The organism is uncultured Succinatimonas sp., assembly GCF_905203285.1.
GTDB lineage: Bacteria > Pseudomonadota > Gammaproteobacteria > Enterobacterales > Succinivibrionaceae > Succinatimonas.
In genome coordinates this window covers 1-15,670 of record NZ_CAJKVK010000045.1, presented here as the reverse complement: position 1 = coordinate 15,670, position 15,670 = coordinate 1, and the positions used below count along the sequence as shown (strand labels likewise).

General features: G+C 42.4%; 14 protein-coding genes. 9 read left to right on the top strand and 5 right to left on the bottom strand.

Annotation, left to right across the window (positions count from 1 at the left end; genetic code table 11):
* On the bottom strand, nucleotides 1–745 hold a 745-nt coding region (locus tag QZ019_RS06010; RefSeq protein ID WP_295483188.1), incomplete at its 3' end, for a DeoR/GlpR family DNA-binding transcription regulator.
* A gap of 475 nt (nucleotides 746–1,220) precedes the next feature.
* Here QZ019_RS06010 and coaBC point away from each other — a divergent pair.
* Both coaBC and dut read left to right on the top strand, forming a co-directional pair.
* On the top strand, nucleotides 1,221–2,513 hold the full coding sequence (gene coaBC / locus QZ019_RS06005) for a bifunctional phosphopantothenoylcysteine decarboxylase/phosphopantothenate--cysteine ligase CoaBC (RefSeq protein ID WP_295483186.1): 1,293 nt from the start codon (nucleotides 1,221–1,223) through the stop codon (nucleotides 2,511–2,513).
* A 9-nt stretch (nucleotides 2,514–2,522) separates the two neighbouring features.
* Nucleotides 2,523–2,981, top strand: a complete 459-nt coding sequence (gene dut, locus QZ019_RS06000; RefSeq protein ID WP_295483184.1) for a dUTP diphosphatase — start codon at nucleotides 2,523–2,525, stop codon at nucleotides 2,979–2,981.
* A 47-nt stretch (nucleotides 2,982–3,028) separates the two neighbouring features.
* On the opposite strand, the gene QZ019_RS05995 is transcribed toward dut, so the two are convergent.
* Nucleotides 3,029–3,550 carry a GrpB family protein gene (locus QZ019_RS05995; RefSeq protein ID WP_295483181.1) on the bottom strand — a complete coding sequence of 174 codons (522 nt, stop codon included), beginning with the start codon at nucleotides 3,548–3,550 and terminating at the stop codon, nucleotides 3,029–3,031.
* A 62-nt stretch (nucleotides 3,551–3,612) separates the two neighbouring features.
* Nucleotides 3,613–5,058: an RNA polymerase factor sigma-54 gene (gene rpoN / locus QZ019_RS05990; RefSeq protein WP_295483179.1), complete on the bottom strand. Its 1,446-nt coding sequence runs from the start codon at nucleotides 5,056–5,058 to the stop codon at nucleotides 3,613–3,615.
* Between the two features lie 128 nt (nucleotides 5,059–5,186).
* Here rpoN and QZ019_RS05985 point away from each other — a divergent pair, with 128 nt between their 5' ends.
* The 7 genes from QZ019_RS05985 to QZ019_RS05955 all read left to right on the top strand — a co-directional run bounded on the left by QZ019_RS05985 (nucleotide 5,187) and on the right by QZ019_RS05955 (nucleotide 12,745).
* Nucleotides 5,187–7,055, top strand: a complete 1,869-nt coding sequence (locus tag QZ019_RS05985; RefSeq protein ID WP_295483177.1) for a sigma 54-interacting transcriptional regulator — start codon at nucleotides 5,187–5,189, stop codon at nucleotides 7,053–7,055.
* A 204-nt stretch (nucleotides 7,056–7,259) separates the two neighbouring features.
* Entirely contained in the window at nucleotides 7,260–8,309 is a 1,050-nt protein-coding gene (locus QZ019_RS05980) for a C4-dicarboxylate TRAP transporter substrate-binding protein (protein WP_295483175.1), read from the top strand.
* A gap of 68 nt (nucleotides 8,310–8,377) precedes the next feature.
* Complete coding sequence (locus QZ019_RS05975; protein WP_295483174.1) at nucleotides 8,378–8,878, top strand: TRAP transporter small permease; 501 nt, start codon at nucleotides 8,378–8,380, stop codon at nucleotides 8,876–8,878.
* Between the two features lie 2 nt (nucleotides 8,879–8,880).
* Nucleotides 8,881–10,167 (top strand): TRAP transporter large permease, encoded by a 1,287-nt coding sequence (locus QZ019_RS05970; protein WP_289512118.1) that lies wholly within the window; start codon nucleotides 8,881–8,883, stop codon nucleotides 10,165–10,167.
* A 17-nt stretch (nucleotides 10,168–10,184) separates the two neighbouring features.
* A complete protein-coding gene (locus QZ019_RS05965) occupies nucleotides 10,185–11,210 on the top strand; it encodes a zinc-binding alcohol dehydrogenase family protein (protein ID WP_249082593.1) in 1,026 nt (341 codons plus the stop codon).
* Nucleotides 11,211–11,267: 57 nt separating this feature from the next.
* Nucleotides 11,268–11,711 (top strand): hypothetical protein, encoded by a 444-nt coding sequence (locus QZ019_RS05960; RefSeq protein ID WP_295483171.1) that lies wholly within the window; start codon nucleotides 11,268–11,270, stop codon nucleotides 11,709–11,711.
* Nucleotides 11,600–12,745 carry a tagaturonate reductase gene (locus tag QZ019_RS05955; RefSeq protein WP_295483191.1) on the top strand — a complete coding sequence of 382 codons (1,146 nt, stop codon included), beginning with the start codon at nucleotides 11,600–11,602 and terminating at the stop codon, nucleotides 12,743–12,745. The genes QZ019_RS05960 and QZ019_RS05955 overlap by 112 nt, the downstream gene beginning before the upstream one ends.
* A gap of 59 nt (nucleotides 12,746–12,804) precedes the next feature.
* Here QZ019_RS05955 and QZ019_RS05950 read toward each other — a convergent pair whose 3' ends face one another.
* Together QZ019_RS05950 and QZ019_RS05945 are read right to left on the bottom strand one after the other, a co-directional pair.
* Nucleotides 12,805–14,889, bottom strand: coding sequence for a hypothetical protein (locus QZ019_RS05950; RefSeq protein ID WP_295483168.1), 2,085 nt, complete (start codon nucleotides 14,887–14,889; stop codon nucleotides 12,805–12,807).
* A 1-nt stretch (nucleotide 14,890) separates the two neighbouring features.
* Nucleotides 14,891–15,670: hypothetical protein (locus tag QZ019_RS05945; protein WP_295483165.1), on the bottom strand; the 780-nt coding region annotated here is incomplete at its 5' end.

Here is a 15,670-nt window from a genome sequence, read left to right as displayed (position 1 = left end):
CGTTTAAACCTTCTTTAATAAATGTTTCCAAATGTTTAGCTTGCGAGTCTGTAATAAGAAGATCCACGTCACCAAGTGCCAGCACTTTACGCTTTGAAATCTTATTGAACTTGCTTGAGTCCATTACCGCAATGACCCTCTTGGAATTTTTGGCCAATAACTTGATTATCGGGATCTCGTTTAAGCGAAAATCGGTAAAGCCGTCTGCGGCATTTACGGCGTTAATCGACAAAAAAGCAATATCTGGAATGTATTCGTCAAACTCTCGTACACATTGGGCTCCGTATGAAGAACGCTCAAGTCCGTCCACATCTCCGCCTATGGAAATAAGCTTAATCAAAGGGTTCTGCATCAAGATGGTAAGAGCCGCATAGTTGTTGGTGACAACGGTAAACCGCTTGTTTAAACCGGCAAGCTCTTGAGCCAGAACAGTATTCGTCGTCCCGGAATTTATTGCAACAATATCCCCTTCTTTTATATAGGCAAGAGCTTTTCTGCTTGCTTCACGCTTTAACTGGGCGTTGACGATTTCCCTACCGGTAAAATTGGAAAAAGAGAGCATTGAATCAGGAAGGCACGCCCCGCCTCTTACATATTTTATTAACCCTTCCTGCTCAAGCGCCTTCAAATCTCTTCTTATAGTATCAACCGAGACCTGCAGTGTCTTGCTTAAATCCGCAACCTTTACCGACTTGCCTAGCTGTAATTCCTGAAGAATAAACTCAACGCGCTTTGTGTATAACATTAAAAATTTCTCTTTTAACTAACTTTAGTTCATTGTATCCCATAGCTATTCCCGATCATAACAATATCGGTCAATCTAAGATCTTATAGTCTTAATCCACCGCACAATTTTACGTATCATCCCTTCTTTTTCATCTAAAGAGTTAATTTGTTGAACACCGCTTTACAGCAGTGTCGTACTAATGTACAAAAACAAAATCTTGAGTATATTTTCCGCGTCCCCAACAATATTCACGACTTGCTCCTTAAACTTTTTTCAAATGTAATTCATTAATCTTTTTAGTTTTTTGTTACAAGAATATTTTTATCATGTAAAAAAAGGCTATTGAAAAGAGAAAAATAATAACCACGTTCAACTTATCGGAAACGTTTTTACGCTGAATATTGCAGCATTGCATATTCAGTCTCTAACGCTCCTAAAATTACACTTATAATTAAAAAAGATAATAAGATAAAAATAAAAAGGAGATGCCAAGATGGGAATGCAATTACAAAACCGTAAAATAATTCTCGGGATCACCGGAGGAATTGCAGCCTATAAAAGCTGTGAACTTGCTCGCCTTCTAATCAAGCAAGGAGCTGATGTCCATGTTGTGATGACAGATGCGGCTTCAAAACTCGTCTCAAAAACCACTCTTGAAGCATTAACCGGACATGAAGTTGCCTCTGAAATTTTCTCAGATGCTAAAAACATTGATCATATTTCACTCGGTGCTGACGCAGATCTAATCTTAACCGCGCCCTGCACGGCAAACACTATCGCCAAATTCGCAGCAGGCATGGCTGACAACATGCTAACTGCCGTAACTCTTGCCGCTCCGTGCATTAAAATCATCGCGCCGGCCATGAACTCGCGTATGTACTTAAATCAGGCGACCCAGGACAACATTGCGCTTTTAAGAAAACGCGGTTTTTATGTAATTGAACCTGCAACAGGAGAGCTTGCCTGCGGAGAAATCGCCACAGGAAGGATGCGTGAGCCGTCTGAAATCTGTGCTATCGTCTGCGCCATTCTAAACAATCAGATCCTTACTTTCTCCGAGGAAACGTTATTGCCGCCCCCTAACGCTCCTCTTGAACTTACTCAAACCAAGTTACTGCCAAAAGCCGTAGGCGCAGGTAAGAAGGTTCTTATCACAGCAGGCCCTACCGAAGAGCCAATCGATCCGGTACGCGTACTAACTAACAGAAGCTCGGGCAAAATGGGATATGCTTTAGCTGCCGCAGCAGCAGCCCGCGGAGCTGAGGTAACCTTGGTTTCAGGTCCGGTTTCACTTAAAGTCCCTGACGGCGTAAAAGCAATTAAGGTAAAAACCGCGCAGGATATGTTCCTTGCAGTAACCGAGCATGCCAAAGACAATGACATAGTCATAGGCTGTGCAGCCGTATCCGATTACCGTGTCGAAAAAGTATCGGATCAAAAAATTAAAAAACAGGACGGCATTGATGAACTTACGTTAAAACTTGTCAAAAATCCTGACATTATTGCCACGGTAGGACATATGGAACATAAACGCCCGTTTACCGTAGGATTTGCCGCAGAAACGAACAATATAGAAAATTATGCCAAAGATAAAATCGTTAAAAAGAACCTTGATCTTATTGTTCTCAATGACGTTTCAAAGCAGGATATCGGTTTTAACAGCGATTTCAATGCAGTTACCGTTTTTGATAAAGAGGGTAAGGTTGCCGCATTCCCTAAGATGACAAAGGAGGTTTTATCCGGAGTTCTTATGGATCTTATTTTTGAAATGAACAAAAAAGCTTAAGGAAACAGCATGGATCTTGATATCGAGTTAAAAATTTTAGATAAACGCTTAGGTACAGATTTTCCGCTGCCTGACTATGCGACGAGCGGAGCTGCCGGAATGGATTTAAGAGCTATGGTAGAAAAAGATACCGTCTTAAATTCCGGGGAAACCCGCCTCATTCCGGCGGGATTTTCCATGCACATTGCGGATAAAAATGTCTGTGCGACTATTTTCCCGCGCTCGGGACTTGGCACCAAGCACGGCATCGTCCTTGGAAACCTTACCGGCCTTATCGACTCTGATTATCAAGGTCCGATTTTAGTCCCGCTGTGGAATCGCTCTTCATCCCCTTTTGTCATTGAAGTCGGCATGCGAATTGCCCAAATGGTCTTTTTACCCGTGGTTCACGCCAAATTTAAAATTTGTCAGGAATTCAGCCAAACTGAAGAGCGGGGAGACAAAGGATTCGGGTCAACCGGACTATAAAAAACTTTTAGCAAAAACAAAAAATATTCCGATAATAAAGCCGTTTCTTACGTATTCTCAGCGTGAATTCGGCTTTGTCTCCAGCCTTTTGCTTTTAACAACAACTCATCAATTATTTTCTTTTTTTCCTGCGTATATCTTTTACGATCATTTGAAAAGCGTAAAGCTAAAATGCGTTTGCTTTTATCATAAAAGTCGGCGGACTCTTTGCTGGAATTAAGAAAATCACGAAAATTAATGTAATCGTTCCATTCTTTTCCTTGCCACTTAACTACATGAATATGATGAGTTCTCGTATCTTGCAAAAAATCCCCGAGAACAAACAAAAGCTGACTTTTTACATCCTCCCCGCGATAAATGATACCGTGCCGGGCAAGCTCTTCTCTTTGTAAAAGAATATCCGCAACATTCCTAACTCCCACAGCAATATCAATAATCGGCTTAGCGCAAATATTTAAAATCGCGGTACTGCCTACATGCTGAATATCAATTGCACTATTTCCCAAAATTTCTTTTAGCGTTTTTATTACACAAGCAGCATCCTTATGCCAATCAGTCTGATGAGGCACAAGTTTTACCTGACCTCTTTTTAACCCGAGTGTATATGTGTTACTAACCTTTTCTTTCATTGTTAAAAAATACTTTTTCTTTCACTTGCAGGAGCAATTCTCAATTTTTCCCGATAATTAGCAACCGTTCTTCTTGCAATACTTATTCCTTCTTTTTCAAGCAGCATTACAATCTTGCTGTCAGATAAAGGCTTTCTTTTATCCTCATTTTTTATCAGATTTTCAATCAGAGCTAAAACCGCAGTTCCGGATTTTTCTTTTTCATCAGTTTTACCGCCGGAATTTTTAATTTTTACGGCAAAAAAGGACTTTAAAGGAAAAGTACCCAAAGGCGTTAAAACATATTTTTGAGAAATAGCCCTGGATACGGTAGATTCATGCACGCCAAGCGCTAATGCGCATTCTTTTAAAGTAAGGGGGATTAAGGCGTTTTTTCCTGACAATAAAAAGTTTTCTTGTCTTTTAAAAATAAATTGTCCCAAATTTAAAAGCGTTTCATAACGCCTGCTTAATCCTGAAATGATAAATTTTGCTTCTTCAAAATTGTCTTTAAAAAATCTTATATCTTTAGGATCTTTTGCTTGCCCACGAAGTTTTAGGCATTTCTTATTTATAAAAACTTTAGGCAATTTGTCGGTATTAAGCTCTACTTTAAAGCCTAAGTTTCCCTTTTGCACGATAAGATCGGGAATAACATCAAGCTCTTGCGATTTTGCAATCTGAATATAAGGACGCGACTTTAAGGAAGCCAACTTTGTCAGAGCTTTTTTTAAAGTCTCATCATCACACTTAATATTATTTTTAAGTCCCTTAAAATCGTGTCTTATGACGAGATCTTCATACTGTTCAAGCATCATAATACATAAAGAATTTAAAGGAGAAGACGACTCATCTTTAAGCTGCAGCAACAAAAATTCTTTTACATTTCTTGATCCCACGCCGCGCGGATCAAAATGCTGAATAAGCTTTAAAACGCTTAAAACCTCATCTTCCGTACAAGACAACTTAAAAGCGATATCTTCAGGTCTTGTTTGCAAAAAACCGTCATCGTCAATACCGTCAATAAGCCATTCCCCTATTTCTTTATCTTTTACTGAAAGTGACGCTAAATTAAGCTCAAATAAAAGTGAATCGCGAAGGCTTTGAGCTTTTGCGTCATTTTCAAAAAACGGATCTACTGCTGAGCTTTTTAAAATAAAATCGGATTGACTTAAACGACCGTTACTTTCAAGCTTAGTGTTTTCATCCGGCGTTATCTCCACAGGATGGGAAGAAATATCATTATCGTAAAGATCGTATGCATTATTTAAATCTTCAAATGAAGCTAAACTCTCATCGCTTTGCTTGACGTCTAAAAAAGGATTGCGTTCTGCTACTTCATTTAATGCTTGATTCAACTCCACGGCAGATAACTGTAAAAGCTTTAAGGATTGCTGTTGCCTCAAAGCTAAAACATGGCTTTGCTTTTGACTTAAAGAAACCTCAAGGCTGTTATCTGTTTTTATCATAATTTACCGTTGCTACTTATTATCAGGATGAAGCAAGCATAATTTGTCTACTATGCTAAAATTTTTACATATTTAAATTAATTACAGCGCCAACAATCTCACAAAAGCGCAGATAAAAAGCGAAAATCATGGATAATATTTTAATTGTCGCCCCTTTTAAGCATTTAGCCAAATTGGCTCAAAGAGTTCTTGCCGAAATGCATATTGATATTCCGATTGTCGTCGGCAACGACTTAGGCGGTTTTGACGATTTAGCATTAAATTATCCCAATACTAAAATTTTCATCAGCCGCGGCGGTACGGCCAAAGCATTGCGCCAAAGATTCCCTGATCGAGTAGTCATTGATATCTACGCATCCTTTTATGACGTGGCAATCGGCATTGAAGCGCTGATACGCAGGGGATGCCGCAATATCGGAGTAGTAACGCATGACAATATTGTCGGTATGACGTCTGCCGATATTTCCTTCGGTATTGAAAAAGTCACGGTCATTCCGTGTTCCAATGCCGATGAAATTGTGCTTGCCGTCGATCGCTGCGTTAAAGATGGAGCCGACGGTATAGTAGGATGTGTTGCCGCAGTCGGAGCCGCACACAAGCATCATGTTCCGTGTGAGTATATCGACTCTGATTTCTTTTCAATGCGCCGAGCTATTTTCGATGCAATAGCCGTCGAAAAAACACTGCATAATCAAGAGCTCATGATTGAGCAGCTAAACAGCCTTATTGATAATATTGAAGAAGGAATAGTCATCTTTGACAACAAACAGCTGCCTATATTTTTCAATGATGAAGCAGTCAAAATTTTTGAAAACATTCCTAAAGAGCAGTGGTGTACCAAGATTGCAAAATATTTAGACAAAACCCATCCGCACCCACACGTAATCACTATCAACAACCGACAAATCATCATTCATACTTTTGAGTTAAGACAAAATGCCGATGAAAGCCACTATCTTGCCATCATGCAGGAAGGAGCGCTTATTGAGCAATCGGAAAAAGCCATCCGTCTTGCCTCTTACGCTCAAGGACTTTATGCCAAGCTCCATTTTTCCGATTTGCTGTTTGTTGATCCGATAATGATTGACGTTGTGGAGCTTGCCAAAAAATTTGCCAAATCCGATTCCACCGTTTTAATCACCGGAGCCACTGGCGTGGGCAAAGAAGGATTTGCCCAAAGCATTCATAACGCAAGCTATCGCGGCAATAAGCCTTTCGTGTCAGTAAACTGTGCTTCCCTGCCGCAAGGCCTTATCGGCAGCGAGCTTTTCGGCTACGTAGACGGAGCTTTTACCGGAGCAAGACAAAACGGTAAAAAAGGTCTTTTTGAAATGGCTCAGGGCGGAACGATTTTTCTTGATGAAATAACGGAAATTCCGCTTGAATTTCAAGGCCAGTTTTTACGCGTTCTGCAAGAGCGCGAAGTTATGCGCATCAGCGATGATAAAGTCATTCCGCTTGATATTCGCGTTATATGCGCGACCAACAAAAAAATTCTGCCCTTATGCGAAGCAGGTAAATTCCGTTACGACCTGTACTATCGCATCAATGTGTTAAAACTCCGTATTCCTCCGCTTAAAGATCGTATCGGGGACATCGTGCCGTTATTTATAAGATTTGTTGCCGCGGAATTAAACTGCTATGAAGAAGAAGTGGTTATCGACAAAGAAGGAAGACAGCTGCTTACGGATTATCCGTGGCCGGGTAACGTGCGCGAACTGAAAAATATCGCCGAAGCCTGTTCTTTTAACGGGCCGCATATCAGAACTTCATACCTAAGAAGCTGCTTTGACAGCAGCGAAAACGAAAATGAGAGCAACGAAGATTACGAAACATTACGTATTCCTAAGGACGCAAGCCTTGATACGGTATCTTCCATATATATCAAAAAACTCCTTAGTGTTCATAATATAAAAGAAGTCTGTCAGATTTCAGGACTCTCCCGTTCTTCATTGTGGCGCAAGCAAAATAAGCTGTTAACCGACAAAAATAACTAAATGTGAAGTTTAACTACTTTTTATGTTTCATAATGAAACATTATGAAACATAAAAATAATTTGATTTGTTTCAAATTAAAACACTCCCCTTTAACAATCCCTTTCTATCAACGTTTTAAAAAGTTGGCACGATTCTTGCTTATTACTTAGTATCAGCTTTACTGATATTTATACAAGTAATTTAATAAAAGAGAGGGACTACCCATGCTGAAATTTAAGTTTGCTCTGACTGCCACAGCTGCAGCTTTAATCGCATTATCAGGATGCGGCGGTGATGACTCCGCCAAAAGCAGCTCCGAATCAACTGCTACTGCTGCCGGCGCACCTGAACCCATCATCTTGCGCGTAGGTTATGAAAACCACCCGGGTGAACCTTTTGACCAGGGCTGCCAAAAGTGGAAGGAATTGTTGGAGCAGCGTTCTAACGGTGCCATGAAGATTGAACTTTATCCTTCAAGCCAGTTAGGCTCAAAAGATGACATCATGGATCAAATGGTTGCCGGCGAGCCGGTCTGCACCTTGACCGACGGCGCTTTCTACTATGACCGCGGTGTCCACGACATGGGTATCGTTTTCGGCCCGTTCTTGTTTGACTCTTGGGATCAGGCATTTAAATTAAACGCCAGCCCCTGGTATCAGGAACAGTCAAAACTGCTTGAAGAAAAAGCCCATATTCATATCGTTTCAACCGACTGGCGCTACGGTGCCCGCCATACTTTAACCACTAAGCCGGTAAACAAACTTGCCGATTTCCACGGCTTGAAAGTACGTGTTCCGACCAACAATATTCAGGTTAAAGGCTTTGAAGTATTAGGCGCTACCCCGACCCCGATGGCTTTAGGTGAAGTTTATACCTCAATCCAGCAGGGTACCATCGACGGCGTTGAGAACCCGCTTGCCGTTCTTTATAACGGCAAATTCCACGAAGTTGCCAAATACTTACTGCTTGACGGCCACGTTTACAACGTAACCAACCTCGTAGTCGGCGTTGATTTCTGGAACAGCTTAACCCCTGAGCAGCAGAAGCTCTTAAAAGAGACCTGCGATGAAGCCGGTAAATACCAGAACGGCGTTCAGGAACAGGCTGAACAGGAAATCCTCAAGAAATTTGCCGATGAAGGCGTAACCATCACCGAGCCTTCAGAAGAGTTCAAGAAAGAGCTTAAAGACGCAGCTATGAAGTTCTACTCTTTACCTGACTTCAGCGATTGGACTCCGGGCCTTTACGATACTGTCAAAAAAGAAATGCAGTAATGCCTTAAATCACCGTCTGCCGTTTTTGCAGACGGTTTAAAAACCTTTTTAATTTAGAGAAATTGACTATGGATAATAAAAAAATTCTAGCCAATCTGGACATGGTTTGCGCCGGAATTGCGCTTGTCGTGCTGATCGTAGTCACGTTCGGCGGCGTAATTTTCCGCTACCTGCTTGACAGCCCGATCATTTGGGCAGAAGAAGTTCAGTTATGGTGTTTCTTGTGGGTAACCTTCTTAGGCTCCGGTGCCGCATTCCGTTACGGCAGCCATGTAGCCATCGAAATCGTTTATGAACTGCTGCCTAAAGCTGCCAAAAAGATCCTTGACGTAATCATTTACGTCATCGTCATGGGTATTTTGATATACCTCTTAATCTTAGGCGGAGATCTGCTGGCCCTTATGGTCAAGATCGGCAAGACCACCAGTATCTTGCAGATCCCGATGTGGTTTATTAACGGCATCATTCCGGTAGGCTGCATTCTCATGATGGTTAGCTATACCTATAGTTTTTATCATGGTTTCTTTGTAAAGAAAGACGAAGCCCCCGCTGAGAGTAAGGAGGCCTAATCATGGATTTTGCAGTAGGTTTCAGTTCCATTCTCATGCTGGTACTGCTCTTTATGAAAGTACCGGTATTCATCGCAATTTTAGGTGCCGCAGTATCTTACTTTGCGATGCATCCTGAATTAAGCCAGGCGATTTTGGTACAGCGCGTACTTGCAGGCTCACAATCAATTCCTTTGCTTGCCATTCCGTTCTTCGTCTGTGCCGGCGTATTCATGAACTACACTGGCGTAACCAAACGTATCGTCGCATTCTGCGAATCAATAGTCGGTAATATCATAGGCGGTGTCGGTCACGTTACCGTTTTGGTAGCAACCCTCATGGGCGGTTTGTCAGGTTCAAACCTTGCCGACGCCGCAATGGAAGCTAAGATGCTGGTTCCTGAAATGCGCAAACGCGGTTTCTCCAATGCATTCGCTTCCGTGTTGGTCGCTACTTCCGCAATTATCACCCCGCTCATTCCGCCCGGAATCGCGATGATTATTTACGGTTCAATTGCCAACGTTTCCATCGGTAAATTGTTTATCGCAGGTATCGGCCCGGGTCTTATCCTCTGCGTAGCCTTGATGATTTTAGTAGGCTTTGTTTCCTACAAACGCGGCTACCGCAACCCTCATCGTGTTGATACTTCACCTAAGCGTATTTGGACGACTTTTAAAGGCGCTTTCCTGCCTTTGTGCTTGCCTATTATCATTATCGGCGGTATTCGTATCGGTGCTTTCACCCCGACTGAAGCCGGTGCCGTTGCCATCATTTACTCCTTGATGCTCGGTTTCGTTTACCGTGAAATGCGCATTAAAGACGTTATTACCGGTATTAAGGAAACCATTTTAACTTCAGCAAGCATCATGCTGATTATCGGTGCCGCTTCCGCTTTTGCTTGGGTATTAACCCGTGAAAAAGTCCCACAGTACTGCACTCAGCTCTTTATCGACCACTTAAACAATGCCGTTATCTTCCTCCTTATCGTGAATGTATTCCTCCTTATCGTCGGTATGTTCATTGAAGGTAACGCCGCCATGATCATCTTGGTCCCGCTGCTTGCTCCTTTGGCTCACCATTTCGGCATCAACGAAATCCAGTTTGCGATGGTCGTAATCTTCAACTTCGCAATCGGAGCTTTGTCGCCGCCGATGGGAACGCTGATGTTCGTAACTTGCTCCATCACGAAGTGCCCGATGGGTACCTTCATCAAAGAAGCAGTTCCGTTCTACATTCTGCTTGTCATTTGCTTGCTGCTTTTAACCTTCGTACCAGTATTCAGTACCGGTCTTGTTGACTTGATTTACTAAATAGAGGTTTTGCTTAAATGAAGACAATCATTATTCCGGAACCGGGTAAAGTCGAAATTATCGAAACTCAAAAACCTACTCCTAAAAAAGGTGAAGCACTGCTGCGCGTACTGCGCGGCGGTATCTGCGGATCTGATTTGGGAACTTATAAAGGAACTTTCGCTTACGCTTCATATCCCCGTATCCCGGGACATGAGTTCTCTGCCGAAATCGTAGAGATAAACGGTGATGCTCCTAACCTTAAAGAAGGCATGGTCGTAACCTGCAATCCGTACTTTAACTGCACCAAGTGCTATTCCTGCCGCCGCGGTCTGGTTAACTGCTGCGAGCACAATGAAACTTTAGGTGCCCAGCGTGACGGCGCTTTCAGCGAATACGTCGCAATGCCGATTGAACGCATTTATGACGGCAAAGGCCTTGCCCCTGACGTTTTAGCCGCAATTGAACCTTTCTGCATCAGCTATCACGGCACCGTTACCCGCGGCAAAGTCAAAGCCGGAGATAAAGTACTGGTTATAGGTGCCGGCACAATCGGTGCATTAGCCGCCGTAGCCGCTAAATCACAGGGTGCCGAAGTCTATATTTCCGACGTTGCCGAAAAGAAAATGCAGTATGCCGTTGAAAACTTCGGACTTGACGGCGGCATTTTAAATGACGGTGAAGGCTTTATCGACAAGTGCTTTAAAGCAACTGACGGTAACGGTTTTGACGTTGCCATCGAAGCTGTCGGCCTTCCTTCAACTTTCCAAAGCGCCATTGACGCAGCAGCTTTCGGCGGCCGTGTCGTATTAATCGGCGTCGGTAAAAAGAACCTTGACTTCAACTTCACATTACTGCAGAAAAAGGAACTGAACGTTTACGGTTCCCGCAATGCATTGAAAGTTGATTTCTTGAGTCTTATCGATTTGGTTGCAAGCGGTAAGGTTGACTTGAGAAAAGCCATTACCAACACCTATGCCTTCAACGACGCTCCTAAAGCCTTTGCAGACTTTGCAGCTCACGGAGCAGACATGTTGAAAGTAGAAATCGATTTCACCAAGTAACAACTGCTTTAACGGGAGACTCTCTCTCCCGTTATTTTTTAGGCATAAGAAATTTTTATGGAAACTTTAAATCTTCAGGTAAAACCGCAATATAAAAGCGATTTACCGATTAAGATAATGCAATTCGGTGAAGGAAACTTCCTGCGCGGCTTTATCGATTGGATGATAGCTAAACTTAATGACAAGAATTTATTCAACGGTCGAATTTTAGCTTTACAGCCGACTCCGCGCGGACGCGTTGTCCCGAAACTTATTGCCCAGGATTGTCTCTATACTACTGTTTTGCACGGCGTTGTTAACGGTAAAGACACAGAACAAATCGAAATCGTAAATTCCATTGCCAAAGCAAAAAGCCCATACACTCAGTGGGAAGAAATCTTAGAAGACGCTTGTTCCCCGGATCTGCAGTTTATTTTTCAAATACCACTGAAGCCGGAATTACCTATACCAAAGAAGACTTTTTATCAAAAGAAGCCCCTTTATCCTTCCCTGCTAAATTAACCGCCGTTTTATATAAGCGTTTTAAGCACTATGAAGGCAAAAAAGGATCAGGTCTTGTCATCATGCCGTGTGAGCTTATTGATGACAACGGCACCAAGCTTAAGAATATCGTTTTACAGCACGTAGAAGATGCTAATTTAGGTGCTGAATTTATTAACTATTTAAATAACGAATGCCTTTTCCTGAATACTCTTGTTGACCGCGTAGTTTCAGGTTACCCGTCAAATGCCGACGAGTATTTTGCAAAAATAGGTTATAAAGATGAACTTATGACCTGCGGCGAAATCTTCCATTTCATGGCTATTGAAGGCGATGACAAAGTAAAAGAATTGCTGCCGTTTGAAAAAGCCGGTCTTAACGTTGTCGTAGATAAAGACATCACCAAATACCGTTTAAGAAAAGTACGTATTTTAAACGGCGGACATACGTCAAACGTACCGGCTGCTTTCCTTGCCGGCCTTGAAACTGTCGATGAAATGATGTTTGACGAAGTAACCGGCAAATTTGCTCATGAAGTAATTTACGATGACATCGTACCTGCGGTAAATCTTGATAAAGCAATGCTTACATCCTTTGCCGATGACGTAGTCAATCGTTTTAAAGACAAATCCATGCATCACAAGCTTGCTTCAATCTTGATGAACTGCACCTCAAAGATTAAAGCGCGCGTACTTTCCACCGTAAAGGACGCAAGAGAAAAAGACATGCTGCCTGCACGCCTTTGCTTCTCACTTGCCGCATATCTGATGTTATACAAAGACACCGCAGGTGTTCCCGTACAGGTAAAACGTGCAAACGGCAAGACCGGAGAGTTTGTCGATGATGAACATGCTGTTTCTGTCTTGGTAAAAGCATGGTCTTTATACCAAGGAACGGAAGAAAGCGCAGTAGCTGTTGCAAGCGCGGTATTCTCCGATTCTTCATTATGGGGAGAAAACATAGCCTCCGATACCCCGTTAATGAATGAAGTCGGTAAATTGCTGCATCAGGCAGTAAGTACCGGAGTAACAGCTACCATGCGTACTCTTATCTAATACCTAAGCAAGGCACTTATCCCAAAGGCATCGCAAGATGCCTTTTTTGTGTCTGACAATTAACCGCGTACCACGAAGATCGCCCTATCGCGAGCACTTTTAATTGCCTTTGCTATAACCGAGTCAAACTCAAGAGCATCAACGTAAGCTGATTGTTCACCTGCTGTAGAGATATTAGAAGGCATAGTGGATTTGGCGGTATCGGCTTCCGTTATACTCAAATTTTCAAATTCAGCCGAGGATACACGCCTTAAATTATTAGGGATCTGAGTAATCTCCTCCTCAAAAATCCTTAACTCATTTTCAGCAAGACCAGTACGGCACAATGAAATTAAATTAGTCGCTTCCCTAGTCTGCAAATAAAGTTTAGAAACAAGCGACACCGTCAATTCGCGCTCTTGAACGCTCATGCTTTCAAATGTCTCGTGCTCATTAAGCACAGGGGCATTACCTAAAATATTAACTTGAGCATCTTTTACAGCCGAACACAAAGGAACCAACTGTCCGCCGGCTACTGAACATGCCGCCATATAAGACTCAGAGTAGCTGTCGTCGCTGGCAATATCAAACAGCAGAGAACTGGCATTTTCAAGACAATCGCTTAATCTGAACAATTTTTGCAAAGACTGAGCTCCTGTAGTAAAGCCTAAAAATACCATTGCACATTTAAGGGTAGTGGAATAATCCTGAGCCTCAGGCGAAGGAACATAATTCGGCTCATTCGGATGCGTGGCCCTTTTGGACTCTTTGGCAGAATCTCTTACCTTTTCTGCAAGCTCGGATATTTTTTCATTAATTTGTGAAGGCCCTGTTGTATTAATTTCTGCAAGCAATTCAGAAAGCTCTGCCACAGATTTCATGAAAAACTCAGGCAAAATTCTCATTTTTTCGCAGAAATTTACAATTCTGGAGGCAGTTTTATCGTCTATGGGTACTGAAACCTTAAAAGATTGAGCCAACTGTTTAATCTTGTTGATTGCAGTTTGTGCTGAAACCTCAGGCTGCAATGACGCCGTACGGACGGCTGCTCTAGTTTGCAGCTCATTGACATCATTTGGATTTTGACCGTCAGTAACAGCAGGTGGCGTTACCGCCATTGCCGCTTGAATATTTTGTACAAAATCCGCGGGCGTCTGCGAGCGTCCGCAGATAGACAGCATGGTTGCCACACTCGTGGCCACATCCTTAGGATCGTCACCTTGTTCAATACGCTGCTGCGCCACCTCCCCGACTTTTTTATAAAAATTAGCGGCCGCTTTACTCAAAAGATTACTGTATTCCTCACCCTTGTCTCCTTTAAGTCCTTCATGGTCAGCCAATAATTCACACATGCGGTCAATATCTTGTCGATCAAGGAAAAGTTCCACAGAATCGGGATTTGACATAATATAAGAATTAAGACCGGTAATGACGCTTTCCTCGCTCGTCAGTTGTTTTTCAGCCCACTGGAGCAGCTGCGCTCCATCTTTAACTGCGGGCTCCTGAGTTCCGGGTGCGGCATTTTGCGCTGCCTGCAATTCTCTTTGATGCTCAGCTTCCATCTTTTGCATTAAAACGAACTCGCGCGGCCCCATTGTCTTACCGTGAAAATAAATATTGTCAAAACCGACTTGACTCTTACATGAAGACAAAATCACGGCTCTGGATATTCGTGTGTCTGTCATCAGACGGCTGCTGTCTAAGGCTTTCTGTACATCCCCGGTTTTGATTTCTGACTCGGGCTGTACGATCCTTGACAAATTTCCCCAAACCACACGGCTATATTCAAACTTGCTGTTCATATCGCCAAGATTTGAGGATGCTATATTTTTCATCACATACTTAGCGACGACAGTTTGTAAAGCAGAACAAAATTCCGCGTTTTGTTTAAAGTCTTCCAATCTATCTAAAGCTCTTTGCTCTCTTTGATATGCTATTTTTGCATCATGACCTTTAAACAGTCCTACAAAAAATCGAACGAAACTGTTATGACGGCGAGCCTCGGGACGGATAACGAAAATTTTGCCTTCATCATCAAGGGAGACTTTTCCGCCCTTGTTATTGACATCGGTTAGTGCGGAAAACTCCTCTTGGGAAAGCTCTCTTGAAGATAAATTGTCAATTTGCTGCAGCAAACTGCTGTCGGAAAATACTCGTTCTGTCATATTACACCTCAAGAAAATTCTGTCTTAATACTGATAAAACACTATCCTGCATGCTTTCATCTACTGCAGAGTCAGTCGAAATTTCTTCACTTTTAATGCTTTGTTTGTAAACGGACACAGCATTTTTCGCATCTGATGCATGGTTTGCAAGAAATGATGAAAAATCCTCAGGAGCAAAATCAGGAGCACAAATAATGCTTTCAAAATAAAGCGCATTGCCGCGTACGACAAATCCCTTTAAAGCATTGAATGCAGCATTATTTGCGATACTTTGCACAAAACCCGTACCTTTGACATCAGAAGCGATAAGACTTACAAGATGCACGCTTTTATTTGACTCTATAAGATGAATTAACACCGAAACGTCATTAAAAGTGATACAAAAACCGAGACTTGCAAGAACCTCCCTGGAGATTCCGGCGTTTTTGAGCCATTTCTCAAAATCAAACTCACGGTAGGCTTCAACTTTATCTAAATAGGCTTGCGAATCTTCGATCCCGCTCACTGCCGCACCGACACGCAACAGTGCCTGCATAAAATTAAAAAAGGATCCGACGTCGCAATCATTTAGACAAATAGCGGCATAAAAACCGATTGCGCCTGTTTTGTCGTCAATAATTATAAAACCGTACTCTCCTCCCCTATTTCTTAACTTATTGCGAGTATTTTTAATTAAGCTTAAAGTATCATCGCTGCTTTTATCAAAAGCCATGATCGCTTGGGCATATACCCTATCTTCCAAAGCTATTTCATTTAAAACACAGAATTTACCCGCAAGCGT